The organism is Citrobacter sp. MGH110, from assembly GCF_001037515.1.
In the GTDB taxonomy this organism is placed as follows: domain Bacteria; phylum Pseudomonadota; class Gammaproteobacteria; order Enterobacterales; family Enterobacteriaceae; genus Citrobacter; species Citrobacter portucalensis.
On the sequence record NZ_KQ089830.1, the window covers coordinates 255688 to 270522 of the forward strand.

Below are 14835 nucleotides of genomic sequence, written 5' to 3' on the forward strand. Positions count from 1 at the left end.
AAAATTACGCCACTTGAGGGTTATGTATGAAGAAGACGGTTCTTGCTTTGTCTTTGCTGGTAGGACTCTCCGCCACCGCGGCCAGCTACGCAGCACTTCCGCAGACGGTTCGTATTGGTACAGATACAACGTACGCTCCTTTTTCCTCTAAAGATGCCAAAGGCGACTTTGTCGGCTTCGATATCGATCTGGGAAATGAGATGTGTAAGCGCATGCAGATCAAATGCACCTGGGTTGCCAGTGACTTTGATGCGCTGATCCCATCGCTGAAAGCGAAAAAAATTGATGCCATCATCTCCTCGCTTTCTATCACCGAAAAGCGTCAGCAAGAGATTGCGTTCTCAGACAAACTTTACGCTGCAGACTCACGTCTGATCGCCGCGAAAGGTTCCCCAATTCAGCCGACTCTGGATTCCCTCAAGGGTAAACACGTTGGCGTCCTGCAAGGCTCTACTCAGGAAGCCTATGCCAATGACAACTGGCGCAGTAAAGGCGTGGACGTGGTGGCCTATGCGAACCAGGACCTCATCTATTCTGACCTGACGGCAGGCCGTCTGGACGCGGCATTGCAAGATGAAGTTGCGGCCAGCGAAGGCTTCCTGAAGCAGCCTGCTGGTAAGGATTACGCTTTTGCCGGTCCGTCGGTGAAAGATAAAAAATACTTTGGTGACGGAACCGGGATTGGCTTGCGCAAAGATGATGCAGAGCTGAAAGCCGCTTTCGACAAAGCGCTGGGCGAACTGCGTAAAGACGGCACCTACGACAAAATGGCGAGCAAATATTTTAATTTTAATGTCTACGGCGATTAATACAGCGGCGTGGGGAATTGACTGCACCATTGCGGGTAACCATTTCGGTGCATAATAAATTCAGTGCACTGTTTTGGTGCTTTTATCGCTGACTTAATAAGCATGAGTGCATACTTAAGCGCTTTTCATGCAAATAAATACCGCCGACAGGGTAGAATGCTTTGCCTTGTCGGCCTGATTAATGGCACGATAACTGCACCTGGTCCTGTAAAGATCCCCTATAAAAGACAGTCTGTTGAGGATAGTTATGAAAAAACTGGTGTTGTCTCTTTCTCTGGTTCTGGCTTTCTCCAGTGCTACCGCAGCATTTGCAGCCATTCCGCAAAAAATTCGTATCGGTACCGATCCTACTTATGCGCCGTTCGAATCGAAGAATGCGCAGGGTGAATTAGTCGGTTTTGATATCGATCTGGCTAAAGAGCTGTGCAAACGTATCAATACGCAATGTACCTTCGTGGAAAACCCGCTGGACGCTCTGATCCCTTCGCTAAAAGCGAAGAAAATCGATGCCATCATGTCCTCGCTTTCCATTACTGAAAAACGTCAGCAGGAAATCGCATTTACCGACAAGCTTTATGCAGCCGATTCGCGTCTGGTTGTCGCTAAAGATTCTGCTATTCAGCCGACCATTGAGTCGCTGAAAGGCAAACGTGTTGGTGTGCTGCAGGGCACTACCCAGGAAACGTTCGGCAACGAACACTGGGCGCCAAAAGGTATTGAGATTGTCTCTTATCAGGGGCAGGACAATATCTATTCTGACCTGACTGCCGGGCGTATTGACGCCGCGTTCCAGGATGAAGTTGCGGCCAGCGAAGGCTTCCTGAAACAGCCAGTCGGTAAAGATTACAAATTCGGCGGCCCGTCTGTGAAAGACGAGAAGTTGTTCGGCGTGGGTACCGGTATGGGGCTGCGCAAAGACGATAACGAACTGCGCGAAGCGCTGAATAAAGCCTTTGCCGAAATGCGAGCTGACGGTACTTACGAGAAGCTGGCGAAAAAGTACTTCGATTTTGATGTTTACGGCGGTTAATTACCGCAGGTGCTGATAAAGCCCGTAGATTTTTGACGCGTTGAATTTATGCCCGATGGCACCGCGCTTATCCGGCCTACGGTGATTTTGTAGGCCGGATAAGGCAAGGCCGCCATCCGGCATTTAACGGTTAGTCTGAAATCAAAAGAGGCTTACTACTCCACCACACACGACAGGACAGGCAGCATGTTGTATGGCTTTTCAGGTGTTATTTTACAGGGCGCAATTGTTACGCTGGAGCTGGCACTCAGCTCGGTGGTACTGGCGGTTCTGATAGGTCTTGTCGGCGCAGCAGCAAAGCTGTCGCAAAGCCGGGCAATGGGGCTTATTTTCGAAGGGTACACAACGCTAATCCGCGGCGTGCCCGATCTGGTCTTAATGCTGCTCATCTTCTACGGATTACAAATCGCGCTGAATACCATTACCGATGCCATCGGTATCGGCCAGATTGATATTGATCCGATGGTTGCGGGCATTATCACCCTTGGATTCATCTACGGCGCCTACTTTACCGAAACTTTTCGCGGTGCGTTTATGGCTGTACCAAAAGGCCATATTGAAGCCGCGACGGCGTTTGGCTTTACCAGCTCACAAATATTTCGTCGCATTATGTTCCCGGCGATGATGCGTTATGCCTTACCGGGAATCGGCAATAACTGGCAGGTTATTCTTAAGGCTACGGCGCTGGTATCGTTGCTTGGACTTGAAGACGTGGTGAAAGCGACTCAGCTTGCCGGGAAGAGTACCTGGGAGCCGTTCTATTTTGCCGTCGTGTGCGGGGTCATCTATCTGGTGTTTACCACTGTTTCTAATGGTGTGCTGCTGTACCTTGAGCGCCGCTATTCCGTGGGTGTGAAGAGGGCTGACCTGTGATCGAGATTATTCAGGAATACTGGAAGTCCCTGCTGTGGACCGACGGATATCGCTACACTGGCGTCGCTATCACCCTGTGGCTTTTGATTTCGTCAGTAGTGATGGGCGGAATACTGGCACTCTTTTTGGCGATTGGTCGCGTTTCCAGTAATAAATTTATCCAGTTTCCCATCTGGCTGTTCACCTATATTTTTCGTGGGACGCCGCTGTACGTTCAGCTACTGGTGTTTTATTCCGGGATGTATACGCTGGAGATAGTTAAAGGCACGGACTTCCTCAACGCGTTTTTCCGCAGCGGGCTGAATTGCACCGTGCTGGCGCTGACGCTGAATACCTGCGCCTATACCACGGAGATTTTCGCCGGGGCTATTCGTTCCGTGCCTCACGGTGAGATTGAGGCTGCGCGCGCATACGGTTTCTCGTCATTCAAACTGTATCGATGCATTATTTTACCTTCCGCGCTGCGTATTGCGCTGCCGGCATACAGCAATGAAGTCATTTTAATGCTGCACTCCACGGCGCTGGCATTTACGGCCACTGTGCCAGATTTGTTGAAAATCGCTCGCGATATCAACTCGGCAACATATCAGCCGTTTACCGCCTTCGGTATTGCCGCTGTGCTGTATTTGATTATTTCGTATGTCCTGATCAGTCTGTTCCGTAAAGCGGAAAAACGCTGGTTGCAGCATGTATCCTCTAAATGATTCGAGTAACACGATGTCTGAAAATAAATTAAACGTTATCGACTTACATAAGCACTACGGCGAACATGAAGTGCTGAAAGGGGTATCGCTGCAGGCCAACGCGGGTGATGTTATCAGCATTATTGGCTCGTCAGGTTCCGGTAAAAGTACCTTCCTGCGCTGCATTAACTTTCTCGAGAAACCGAGTGCCGGGTCGATTGTCGTCAGCGGTCAGAACATTGGTCTGGTGCGCGACAAAGACGGCCAGTTGAAGGTTGCGGACAAAAATCAGCTACGCCTGCTGCGTACGCGTCTGACGATGGTTTTTCAGCACTTTAATCTGTGGAGTCACATGACAGTGCTGGAAAACGTCATGGAAGCGCCGATTCAGGTGTTGGGGCTGAGCAAGCAGGAAGCTCGCGACCGTGCGGTGAAGTATCTGGCTAAAGTGGGCATTGATGAGCGCGCACAGGGCAAATATCCGGTGCACCTGTCCGGTGGTCAGCAGCAGCGTGTTTCCATTGCCCGTGCGCTGGCGATGGAACCGGAAGTGTTATTGTTTGATGAACCTACGTCGGCGCTTGATCCTGAGCTGGTGGGTGAAGTGCTGCGCATTATGCAACAGCTGGCTGAAGAGGGGAAAACCATGGTGGTGGTGACCCACGAAATGGGGTTTGCTCGTCATGTTTCCACGCACGTGATTTTCCTGCATCAGGGGAAAATTGAGGAAGAGGGCGACCCGGAGCAGGTATTCGGTAATCCGCAAAGCCCGCGTTTGCAACAGTTCCTTAAAGGATCGCTGAAGTAAGTCAACAGCCCGGAGGCGCTACGCTTTCCGGGCTTACAATTTTAGCGCGTCGCGCTCCAGCCGAAACACCCAGTCGTCGTAGGCGATGCCGTCAATCTCATACGCCTTTTCCAGTACCTGCGTACGTACAAAGCCTGTCTTTTCCAGAATACGGATTGAACCCTTGTTATCCGCCAGCGCGTATGCGTTTATCGCCGTCACACCTGCATGCTCGAAGGCATACTGGCACACCGCGCGCACGGCTTCGCTGGCAATACCTTTCCCCTGAGCCTGTGGCATGATGGCGTAGCCGAGGTCGGCTTCCTGCGGGTAAAGATGGCTGATTTGCAGACCAATATCGCCAAGTGGCATCGGGCTGTTATGTTCGCGGATGACGAAAGTGTGCTGTGCGGCCAGACGTCTGGCGAATAACAGCCGCGTATCTTTCGCCGGGGCGATGTTGCCCATATAGCGCATGACTTCAGGACATTCACGGAGTTTCTGGAAAAATGACCAGTCAGAAAATTGAAACAAAGAGAGGGTAAGTCGGGGAGTCGATATTATCGCCATAACGTCGCCATTGCGGAAATCTGGTCTATAACCTTACCACCACAACGGCGACTGTGAATAGTGCATAGGGATTATCGGATGACATCCGCCAGCGCTTCTTCTAAATCGTACCAGCGAAACGTAAAACCGGAAGCTTCCAGGCGTTTGGGCAATGCGCGTTGTCCACCAAGGACCAGTACTGACGATTCCCCCATCAGCAGTCGCATAGCGGTGGCGGGAACGCGCAGAATGGCAGGGCGGTTCAGAGCGTGACCCAGCGCGTGGGCAAACTGCTCATTGTGCACCGGGTATGGCGAAACCATATTGAAGGGACCGCGTAGATCGTTATTCAGCAGCCAGATAATTCCGTTGACCATATCATCAACATGGATCCAGGCCATATACTGGCGTCCGTTACCGATCGGGCCGCCTAAGCCAAGACGAAACGGCGGTACCATTTTTGCCAGAATGCCGCCTGCTGAGGCCAGTACCACGCCGGTACGCAGCATACATACGCGGGTTTTTTCGCTTTGCGCAGTGCTGGCAATTTGCTCCCAGCGGGCGCACAGCTTGTGGGTAAATTCGTTATGCGGTGGCTCTTCTTCCGTAACCACAACTTCGCCCAAATCGCCGTAGTAACCGGTAGCGGAACCGGAGATTAACACTGAGGGCGGCGTCTCGCTGGCATTGATTAAATCGACCAGTTTCTGCGTAATGCCCCAACGGCTCTGGCACAAGCGTTCCTTTTGCTGTGCGCTCCAGCGCTTATCTGCAATAGGCTCTCCGGCAAGGTTAATCACGGCATCAATATTATTGAGATGTTGCCGCTCTTCCAGTCCTTTCCATAACGTGACCCGAGAGTCGAGAATCTGACGAGCCTTATCAGGGGTACGTGTCACTACGATTATCTGATGCCCCAGTTCCAGCAGGCAGGGGATCAGATGACGTCCAATCAGGCCAGTACCGCCGGTAATCAGAATCTGCATGTCGCCTCCCGGGTTACGTTTTAGCGCTGCCAGCTCAGCGTCATTGATACTGAGTCGGCGTAACGCAATGCGTGAAGTTTATCTATCTCGACTTCAGCATAAGTGACCCAGTGATGTTCGCGTGCGATATCGAGCACATCTTGAGTTAATTTTTCTAACAATGAGAAGCGGTTACCCTCCACGTGGGCAATGATGCTTTTGGTTATAGTGCGGTAATTCAGCGCGTCGTTGATATCTTCGCTGGTACGCGCTTTGTCTGCCGGATAGTGAATGGCAATGTTGATGACGATATCCTGTCGGTTAAGGATCTCCTCTTCTTTAATGCCGATAAAGGTGCGCAGACGAAGGTTTTTTATACGAATAATAGCGTCAGGTTGTGACATTGCAGGTTTCCTCCATGTATGAACCTCTGCATGATACACGAGAACCGAATTGCGTCACCGCTTCTCACTCAGTGCTTGCTGCATGGCGCGTTCCGTGGCAGGACGCGTACGGATGCGTTCGTGCCAGTTATTGACCGCCGGGTAATTGTCGAGGTCGATGCGCTGACGCTGATGGGCGTGGATCCACGGCCAGCAGGCAATGTCAGCAATGCTGTAGTGATCGCCTCCCAGCCAGGGTGACGTTTCCAGACGTTTATTCATCACGTTGTACAGGCGCTGGGTTTCAACCTGATATCTTTCAATAGCGTAAGGGATCGTTTGCGGAGCGTAATGACTGAAATGATGATTCTGTCCCAGCATGGGGCCCAAACCGCTGACCTGCCAGAAAAGCCACTGCAGCGTGGTGTGGCGTTCGCGTAATTCACCGCTGAGCAGCTTACCGCTCTTCTCCGCCAGATAGAGTAAAATCTCTCCGGATTCAAACAAGCTGATGGGCCTTCCGCCATCTTCCGGCGCATGATCGATAATGGCCGGGATTTTATTGTTCGGCGAGATCAGCAGAAAATCGGGGCGAAACTGGCTGCCTTTGCTGATATCGACATGAATCAGACGGTATTGCAGCTGTGCCTCTTCAAGAAACAGCGTGATTTTGTGACCGTTTGGCGATGGCGTGTAATAGAGATCGATCATTTTCAGCATCCGTTTTGTCATGAACCGGGTCATTACAAGTATAGAGCCTGTTGGCGTGCGTGAGTTTTCATCAAGTGACAGCGAGAGAAAGACTCTATATTTTGAAAGCAAGCCAATACACTTCAGAGGACATTATGAGCAAATCTGCAATTACGCTGTGGTCAGATGCCAATTTTTTCTCCCCCTACGTGCTGTCTGTTTATGTCGCTCTGCAAGAGAAGGGGCTACCTTTCACGCTGAAAACCGTTGATCTCAATAGTGGTGAACACTTGCATCCTTCATGGCAAGGTTACGCCTTGACGCGCCGCGTACCGGTTCTTGAGATCGATGGTTTTGAACTGAGCGAATCATCAGCGATTACGGAATTCCTGGAAGAGAGCTTTGCACCGCCACAGTGGGAGCGTATCTACCCACACGATGTACAAAAGCGCGCTCGGGCGCGCCAGGTTCAGGCGTGGATCCGCAGCGATTTAATGCCTATCCGTGAGGAACGATCAACAGATGTCGTTTTTGCTGGCGTGAAGAAAGGACCGTTAAGCGAAGCGGGAAAAGCCAGTGCGGAAAAACTGTTCGCTACTGCGAGCAGTTTACTGAGCCACGGTAAGCAGAATTTATTTGGCGAATGGTGTATCGCTGACTGTGATTTAGCGCTAATGCTTAATCGCCTGGTCCTGAATGGTGATGAGGTTCCAGAAGCGCTTGCGGAATACGCCACCTTCCAGTGGCAGCGCGCTTCAGTACAGCGTTTTATCGCGCTTTCAGCGAAGCGTTCCTGCTGAAAAACGGGCCGTAATCCAGTATCATTACAAGGTAATTTTCAGCGAGGAGTGAGTGATGAAACTGATGTTCGCATCGGACATTCATGGTTCGTTGCCAGCCACGGAACGCGTACTCGAACGGTTTGCTGCAAGCGGCGCGCAATGGCTGGTGATATTGGGTGATGTTTTAAACCACGGGCCGCGTAATGCGCTTCCAGAAGGCTATGCACCTGCGCAGGTTGCTGAACGGTTGAATGAACTGGCATCGCGAATTATTGCGGTGCGTGGTAATTGCGACAGCGAAGTGGATCAGATGCTCCTGCATTTTCCGATGACTGCGCCGTGGCAGCAAATTCTGACAGAAAACCAGCGACTCTTTTTGACGCACGGACACCTTTTTGGCCCGCAAAATATGCCGGCGCTCAATGCGGGCGATGTTCTGGTCTATGGGCATACTCATCTGCCGGTTGCTGAGCGGCGCGAGGGTATCTATCATTTCAATCCCGGCTCGGTAAGCATCCCGAAAGGGGGCTTTGCGGCAAGTTACGGGATTCTGGATGATAATGTTCTCAGCGTAATGGCACTCAATGATCAAAGTGTTATTGCACAGGTCGAGATTAATCCGTAATTTACCCCACAAACATAAACGCGCCGTAAGAGCGCCAGAAAAAAGAAGGTTTCCTGATGGTGGAACAGCGTCGTTTGGCAAGTACTGAATGGGTGGATATTGTGAATGAAGACAACGAAGTCATTGCACAGTCCAGCCGGGAACAAATGCGGGCGCAACGCTTACGCCATCGTGCAACGTATATCGTTGTGCATGATGGTATGGGCAAAATTCTGGTTCAACGTCGCACTGAGACAAAAGATTTTTTGCCCGGCATGCTGGATGCCACCGCAGGCGGTGTGGTTCAGGCTGACGAGCAGATGCTGGAATCAGCGCGTCGTGAAGCAGAAGAGGAACTGGGGATTGCGGGCGTGCCGTTTGCCGAGCATGGTCAGTTTTACTTTGAAGATCAGAACTGTCGCGTATGGGGCGGGTTGTTTAGCTGCGTTTCCCACGGACCGTTTGCGCTTCAGGAAGATGAGGTCAGTGAAGTTTGCTGGTTGACGCCGGAAGAAATTACCGCGCGCTGCGACGAATTTACACCGGACTCCCTGAAAGCCCTGGCGCTGTGGATGACCCGCAACGCCAAGAATGAAGGGGCGAAAGCCGAAAAGCAGGAAGAAGCTGAGTAAACTCTGTTCATCCGGCCTACTGCGTCGAGAAATCGAGTAGGCCGGACGCACACTTTTTAATGGTAACCCATCATCTGCGCGCCAATCACCACCACGCTGGACATAATAAACAGCAGTCCCAACAGCTTAGCACCTACCTTCAGCCAGTTACGAAAATCCACCCGACAAACGCCTAACGTAGCCATCAGAGATGCTGACGTCGGATAGATAATATGACTGAATCCGTCGCCAAACTGGAAGGCCAGGACTGTGACCTGACGGTTTACGCCAACCAGATCGCCCAGCGGTGCCAGTAGCGGCATGGTTAACGCAGCCTGACCAGAGCCGGAAGTGACGAAGAAATTAAATACTGCCTGGAACAATAGCATAAACCACGCCGCGATGGCGTTATCCAGCCCGCTGATGCCATTGGCAATGCTGTGCAGCAGAGTGTTTAACACGCTGGCTTCACCCGCCTCTCCATTACCGACCAGCAGTAAAATGCCTTTGGCAAAACCAACCAGCAGGGCAGGGGCAATCATCATTCGTGCGCCCTCAGTGAATGAGGAGGCCATGATGTTGACCGTCATGCCGTTGAGCCGAAACACGACGCCGATAATGCCAATCACCAGACCCATCGTGAAGAACTGACTGGCGATCTCAGGAATAAACCACGCGTTGACGATAACGCCCCAGACAACCCAAATCATCACCGCGGTCAGCACCACTAGCACTAACCAGTCTCCCAGCGTGAAGCGTCGTTCCACGACTTCGTCCTGCTGCTCGCGAAAGAAGCGGTCGGATTCATGTACCCGGGACAAAAGCGGATTCTTTTTGATACGCGCCGCATAGGCCAGCGTGAAGGTCAGCCCGATTAGTGTAGCGATCACCCAGACCACGATGCGTAGCCCGGAACCAGAGAGCACCGGTACCCCCGCAATACCTTGCGCGACCACCACGCAAAATGGGTTCATCCATGAGCTGGCGAAACCAATCTGAGTCGCGATATAGGTAACCAGCACGGTGGTGATACTGTCGTAACCTAGCCGTACCATCAAAGGCGCGATGATAATGGCAAAGGCAACAGCCTCTTCCCCCATGCCAAACACCGCGCCGCCTAAGGAGAAGAGAATAAACAGCACTGGGATAAACAGGACCTCGTTGCCCCGCGTATGGCGAATGAGCGCCAGGATGCCGTTATCAATGGTACCGGTACGCATAACGATGCCGAATGCGCCGCCAATGACCAGCATAAACATAATGATGCCGACAGCAGTGCCGAATTTCGAGCCGGAGGTTAATCCTTCAAACGGGAAATTCATCAGGCCTGGGCGTTCATCTCCGGTGGTGAATAACTGCACCCGGTGATACTGCTCTTCACCTGCGTCGTTGGTCAGAATACGAAAGGAATGGGGGTCAACCACCTTACGGGTTTTGGTTTGTCCATCAACCTGATACTGCACTTCCTGGCTGTCGAACATCCCGACGGGAACAACCCATGTCGCCAGACTGGTTAAAACGGCGACGAAAAAAATAATCACCAGCGTATCGGGCATCGCCCATTTTTTAGCTGGCTGTGATTCTGTTACTGCTGACATGAAAGACTATCCCTGTTGCAACGCAAAAGAGAGTAAGTATGCGAACAGAAGAATAGTTATTCATTGATGCAGCGCATCCAGGCAAATGTTTCAGATTATGCCAAAAGGGAAATAGACATAAAAAAACCGGAAATATCAGCTATTTCCGGTTTGATAAGCAGATGTGTTGCCGGATAAGAGATCCGGCACACTCGGCAGATTACTGCTGCTGCTGGGAAGACTGGATCGCGGTCAGTGCGATGGTGTAGACGATATCGTCTACCAGCGCGCCACGAGACAGGTCGTTCACCGGCTTGCGCATACCCTGCAGCATTGGCCCGATGGAGATCAGGTCGGCAGAACGCTGTACCGCTTTGTAAGTGGTGTTACCGGTGTTCAGATCCGGGAAGATGAACACGGTAGCGCGACCTGCAACCGGAGAGTTCGGCGCTTTGGATTTCGCTACGTCAGCCATAACAGCGGCGTCGTACTGCAGCGGACCGTCGATCATCAGGTCAGGACGTTTTTCCTGTGCCAGACGGGTTGCTTCGCGAACTTTCTCTACGTCACTACCTGCACCAGAAGTACCGGTGGAGTAGGAGAGCATCGCTACGCGCGGTTCGATACCGAAGGCAATTGCGGAATCAGCGGACTGAATCGCGATTTCTGCCAGCTGCTCTGCAGTCGGATCCGGGTTGATCGCGCAGTCGCCGTAAACGTAAACCTGATCCGGCAGCAGCATGAAGAACACGGAAGACACCAGAGAGCTACCCGGTGCAGTTTTGATCAGCTGCAGCGGCGGACGGATGGTGTTCGCGGTGGTGTGTACTGCACCAGAAACCAGACCGTCAACATCGTCCTGTTCCAGCATCAGGGTACCGAGAACCACGTTGTCTTCCAGCTGTTCGCGGGCAACGGTTTCGGTCATACCTTTGTTTTTACGCAGTTCGACCAGGCGAGCAACGTAGCTTTCGCGAACCACATCTGGATCAACGATTTCTACGCCAGCGCCCAGTTCAACGCCCTGAGAGGCTGCAACGCGGGTGATCTCATCCGGGTTACCCAGCAGTACGCAGGTTGCGATACCACGTTCAGCACAGATGGCTGCCGCTTTAACGGTACGCGGTTCGTCGCCTTCCGGCAGAACAACGCGTTTGCCCGCTTTGCGCGCCAGCTCGGTCAACTGATAACGGAACGCTGGCGGAGACAGACGACGGCTACGCTCAGAGGTTGCAGTCAGGGATTCAATCCAGTCAGCGTTGATGTAGTTAGCAACGTATTCCTGAACTTTCTCAATGCGCTCGTGATCGTCAACCGGAACTTCCAGGTTGAAGCTCTGCAGGCTCAGAGAGGTCTGCCAGGTGTTGGTGTTTACCATGAATACCGGCAGGCCAGTTTCAAATGCACGTTCGCACAGTTTAGTGATGCGCGCGTCCATTTCGTAGCCGCCAGTCAGCAGCAGAGCACCGATTTCTACGCCGTTCATAGCAGCCAGACATGCTGCAACCAGCACGTCAGGACGGTCGGCAGAAGTCACCAGCAGAGAACCTGCGCGGAAGTGCTCCAGCATGTGCGGAATGCTGCGTGCGCAGAACGTCACAGACTTCACGCGACGGGTGTTGATATCGCCTTCGTTAACGATGGTGGCGTTCAGGTGACGCGCCATATCGATTGCACGGGTAGCGATCAGATCGAAGCTCCATGGCACCGCGCCCAGAACCGGCAGCGGACTGGATTCTTGCAGTTTAGCCGGATCAACTTTGATCACTTTCGCTTTGGAAGAGTCGTCGAAAATCTCGGACAGATCCGGGCGAGTACGGCCCTGCTCATCAACCGGTGCGTTCAGTTTGTTAACGATTACGCCGGTGATGTTGGTGTTTTTCGCGCCGCCGAAGCTGCTGCGAGTCAGTTCAATACGCTCGTTCAGCTGTTCCGGGGTGTCGGTACCCTGAGACATAACGAAGACGATTTCCGCGTTCAGCGTTTTCGCGATTTCGTAGTTCAGAGACTGCGCGAACTGATGTTTACGGGTTGGGACCAGGCCTTCAACCAGTACAACTTCAGCGTCTTTGGTGTTCGCGTGGTAGTTCGCGATGATCTCTTCCATCAGCACATCTTTCTGATTGCTGGACAGTAAAGATTCAACGTGGCTCATCTTCAGCGGCTCAGCGGCTGGCAGAGAAGAGTTAGCACGGACGATGCTGGTAGTCTGGTCTGGCGCATCGCCACCGGCACGCGGTTGAGCGATCGGCTTAAAGACGCTCAGACGAACGCCTTTGCGTTCCATTGCGCGGATCACGCCAAGGCTGACGCTGGTCAGGCCGACGCTGGTTCCGGTAGGGATCAGCATAATAATACGGGACACGGTTTATCCTCTTTCGTTACCGCCAATTTAGACGGGTTACAAAACAGCACCGCCAGCTAGGCTGGCGGTGTGAAATCAGGCAGTCAGACGGCTCGCGTCTTGCGCGATAACCAGTTCTTCGTTGGTTGGGATAACCAGCGCAGGACGGGTACCTTCTTTGTTGATGAAACCAGATTTGCCGAAACGTGCGGCCAGGTTACGTTCGTGGTCAACTTCAAAGCCCAGAACGCCCAGTTTGCCCAGAGACAGTTCACGAACCATCGCTGCGTTTTCACCGATACCACCGGTGAAGACAACTGCATCCAGACGACCATCCATCAGCGCAGTGTAAGAACCGATGTATTTCGCCAGACGGTGGCAGTAAACGTCCATTGCACGTTTAGCGTCTTCTTTAGTAGCGTAGTTATCTTCAACATAACGGCAGTCGCTGGTGACTTCGGTCAGACCCAGCAGGCCGGACTCTTTGGTCAGCATTTTGTTGATCTGGTCAACGCTCATGCCCAGGGTATCGTGCAGGTGGAAGATGATCGCCGGATCGATGTCACCGGAACGCGTACCCATCACCAGACCTTCCAGCGGGGTCAGACCCATGGAGGTATCAACACATTTACCGTTACGGATAGCAGATACAGAACCGCCATTGCCCAGGTGGCAAGTGATGATGTTCAGCTCTTCAACCGGTTTGTTCAGCACTTTTGCCGCTTCCTGAGTGACGAAGAAGTGGCTGGTACCGTGCGCGCCGTAACGACGAACGCCATGTTCTTTGTACAGGCTGTACGGCAGAGCATAGAGGTAAGACTCTTCCGGCATAGTCTGATGGAACGCGGTGTCGAATACAGCCACGTTTTTGTCTTTCAGATTAGGGAAGGATTTCAGCGCTTCTGCGATACCGATCAGGTGAGCCGGGTTATGCAGCGGTGCGAAAGAGGCAGAATCTTTGATGCCCTGAATAACGGAATCATCGATAACCACGGAGCTGGTGTACTTCTCGCCGCCGTGTACGATACGGTGACCAATAGCGGTCAATTGCGCAGACAATTCTGGTTTTTGTGCCAGAATAGTGTTAACGATAAAGTTCAGCGCTTCACTGTGAGCGGCGCCTGCACCTAAAGCCGCTTCTTGTTTACCGCCGTCCATTTTCCACTTGATACGTGCTTCTGGGAGATGGAAACATTCGGCTAAACCAGAGAGGTATTCTTCACCGTTTACTGCATCGATGATGGCAAATTTCAGTGAGGAGCTACCGCAGTTCAGAACCAGTACTAACTTACTCGACATGGAAGTACCTATTTATGATACGTGGCTAAAAAAACGTCAGGGAGTCATAGAGCGTAGCGCATGATGACACCGACGTTTATGATTAACATCATGCGCCATAGTCTTTTTGGGCACGATGGAATAAATACCTTTGAGTCTATGTCATTTTGCGTATTTTTCAGGCAATGGCATAATGTATGCCAATTTGACGACTCAATGATTTTGGACTACAGGCCTTTTACAGGCCGGCACAGGATACCTGAATGTGGGTATCAAAGACAAAATGTTTTGAACGATGTCCCTTGTAGTTGTTGTTTTGCACAAATTTTTTAATTTTTATATGTGAAGTTGAGGTAACCGCCATGTCGACACCGGATAATCGCTCCGTCAATTTTTTCAGCTTGTTTCGCCGGGGGCAGCACTATGCAAAGACGTGGCCAATGGAAAAGCGCCTTGCGCCCGTGTTTGTTGAGAACCGCGTGATCCGCATGACGCGTTACGCGATTCGTTTTATGCCGCCTATCGCCGTCTTCACCTTATGTTGGCAAATTGCGTTAGGGGGGCAGTTGGGCCCGGCCGTGGCGACTGCGCTGTTTGCGCTTAGCCTGCCGATGCAGGGGATGTGGTGGCTGGGAAAACGTTCTGTAACGCCGCTGCCGCCTTCAATTCTCAATTGGTTCTACGAAGTTCGGGGTAAATTGCAAGAAGCTGGGCAGGCGCTCTCTCCGGTAGAAGGAAAGCCGGATTACCAGGCGCTGGCTGACACGCTTAAGCGCGCCTTCAAACAACTGGATAAAACTTTCCTTGATGATTTGTAATTGACCCCTGATTACGCATATAAAAGAAGGCACAAGATGCCTTCTTTTTTTT

16 protein-coding genes are annotated in these 14835 nt (G+C 52.0%); 9 read left to right on the plus strand and 7 right to left on the minus strand.

The genetic code is table 11. From position 1 onward, the window contains the following. Nucleotides 1-26: 26 nt before the first annotated feature. From argT to hisP, 5 genes are all read left to right on the plus strand, one after another. Complete coding sequence (gene argT, locus SK38_RS01180) at nt 27-809, plus strand: lysine/arginine/ornithine ABC transporter substrate-binding protein ArgT (RefSeq protein ID WP_006683634.1); 783 nt, start codon at nt 27-29, stop codon at nt 807-809. A gap of 247 nt (nt 810-1056) precedes the next feature. Next, on the plus strand, nt 1057-1839 hold the full coding sequence (gene hisJ, locus SK38_RS01185) for a histidine ABC transporter substrate-binding protein HisJ (protein ID WP_003028120.1): 783 nt from the start codon (nt 1057-1059) through the stop codon (nt 1837-1839). 186 nt (nt 1840-2025) lie between these two features. Next, nucleotides 2026-2712 carry a histidine ABC transporter permease HisQ gene (locus tag SK38_RS01190; protein ID WP_003028118.1) on the plus strand — a complete coding sequence of 229 codons (687 nt, stop codon included), beginning with the start codon at nt 2026-2028 and terminating at the stop codon, nt 2710-2712. Continuing rightward, nucleotides 2709-3416 (plus strand): histidine ABC transporter permease HisM, encoded by a 708-nt coding sequence (gene hisM, locus SK38_RS01195; protein WP_003028116.1) that lies wholly within the window; start codon nt 2709-2711, stop codon nt 3414-3416. The genes SK38_RS01190 and hisM overlap by 4 nt, the downstream gene beginning before the upstream one ends. Nucleotides 3417-3429: 13 nt before the next feature. Further along, the gene (gene hisP / locus SK38_RS01200) at nt 3430-4203 is read left to right on the plus strand and encodes a histidine ABC transporter ATP-binding protein HisP (protein WP_003028114.1); all 774 of its coding nucleotides are present in this window, start codon (nt 3430-3432) and stop codon (nt 4201-4203) included. 33 nt (nt 4204-4236) lie between these two features. Here the strand turns inward: hisP and SK38_RS01205 are convergent, their stop codons facing one another. The 4 genes from SK38_RS01205 to yfcG form a co-directional block, all read right to left on the minus strand. After that, entirely contained in the window at nt 4237-4752 is a 516-nt protein-coding gene (locus SK38_RS01205; RefSeq protein ID WP_071692556.1) for a GNAT family N-acetyltransferase, read from the minus strand. A gap of 71 nt (nt 4753-4823) precedes the next feature. Next, nucleotides 4824-5717 (minus strand): TIGR01777 family oxidoreductase, encoded by an 894-nt coding sequence (locus tag SK38_RS01210; RefSeq protein WP_048234821.1) that lies wholly within the window; start codon nt 5715-5717, stop codon nt 4824-4826. A 20-nt stretch (nt 5718-5737) separates the two neighbouring features. Continuing rightward, nucleotides 5738-6100: a dihydroneopterin triphosphate 2'-epimerase gene (folX, locus tag SK38_RS01215; RefSeq protein ID WP_003028107.1), complete on the minus strand. Its 363-nt coding sequence runs from the start codon at nt 6098-6100 to the stop codon at nt 5738-5740. A gap of 54 nt (nt 6101-6154) precedes the next feature. Beyond that, complete coding sequence (gene yfcG, locus SK38_RS01220) at nt 6155-6790, minus strand: GSH-dependent disulfide bond oxidoreductase (protein ID WP_020996685.1); 636 nt, start codon at nt 6788-6790, stop codon at nt 6155-6157. A 134-nt stretch (nt 6791-6924) separates the two neighbouring features. On the opposite strand from yfcG, the gene yfcF reads away from it, so the two are divergent. The 3 genes from yfcF to yfcD are packed head-to-tail and all read left to right on the plus strand — an operon-like array spanning nt 6925 to nt 8787. Further along, on the plus strand, nt 6925-7569 hold the full coding sequence (gene yfcF / locus SK38_RS01225) for a glutathione transferase (protein ID WP_003834778.1): 645 nt from the start codon (nt 6925-6927) through the stop codon (nt 7567-7569). A 55-nt stretch (nt 7570-7624) separates the two neighbouring features. Continuing rightward, nucleotides 7625-8176, plus strand: a complete 552-nt coding sequence (yfcE, locus tag SK38_RS01230; RefSeq protein WP_048234823.1) for a phosphodiesterase — start codon at nt 7625-7627, stop codon at nt 8174-8176. 56 nt (nt 8177-8232) lie between these two features. Next, on the plus strand, nt 8233-8787 hold the full coding sequence (gene yfcD, locus SK38_RS01235) for an NUDIX hydrolase YfcD (protein WP_003834775.1): 555 nt from the start codon (nt 8233-8235) through the stop codon (nt 8785-8787). A gap of 56 nt (nt 8788-8843) precedes the next feature. Here yfcD and yfcC read toward each other — a convergent pair whose 3' ends face one another. From yfcC to ackA, 3 genes are all read right to left on the minus strand, one after another. Next, the gene (gene yfcC / locus SK38_RS01240; protein ID WP_048234825.1) at nt 8844-10364 is read right to left on the minus strand and encodes a putative basic amino acid antiporter YfcC; all 1521 of its coding nucleotides are present in this window, start codon (nt 10362-10364) and stop codon (nt 8844-8846) included. Nucleotides 10365-10563: 199 nt separating this feature from the next. Continuing rightward, entirely contained in the window at nt 10564-12708 is a 2145-nt protein-coding gene (pta, locus tag SK38_RS01245; RefSeq protein WP_008785351.1) for a phosphate acetyltransferase, read from the minus strand. A 75-nt stretch (nt 12709-12783) separates the two neighbouring features. After that, on the minus strand, nt 12784-13986 hold the full coding sequence (gene ackA / locus SK38_RS01250; protein ID WP_003834770.1) for an acetate kinase: 1203 nt from the start codon (nt 13984-13986) through the stop codon (nt 12784-12786). Nucleotides 13987-14327: 341 nt separating this feature from the next. Here ackA and yfbV point away from each other — a divergent pair, with 341 nt between their 5' ends. Then, entirely contained in the window at nt 14328-14783 is a 456-nt protein-coding gene (gene yfbV / locus SK38_RS01255; RefSeq protein ID WP_003028087.1) for a terminus macrodomain insulation protein YfbV, read from the plus strand. The last annotated feature ends 52 nt before the right edge of the window (nt 14784-14835 follow it).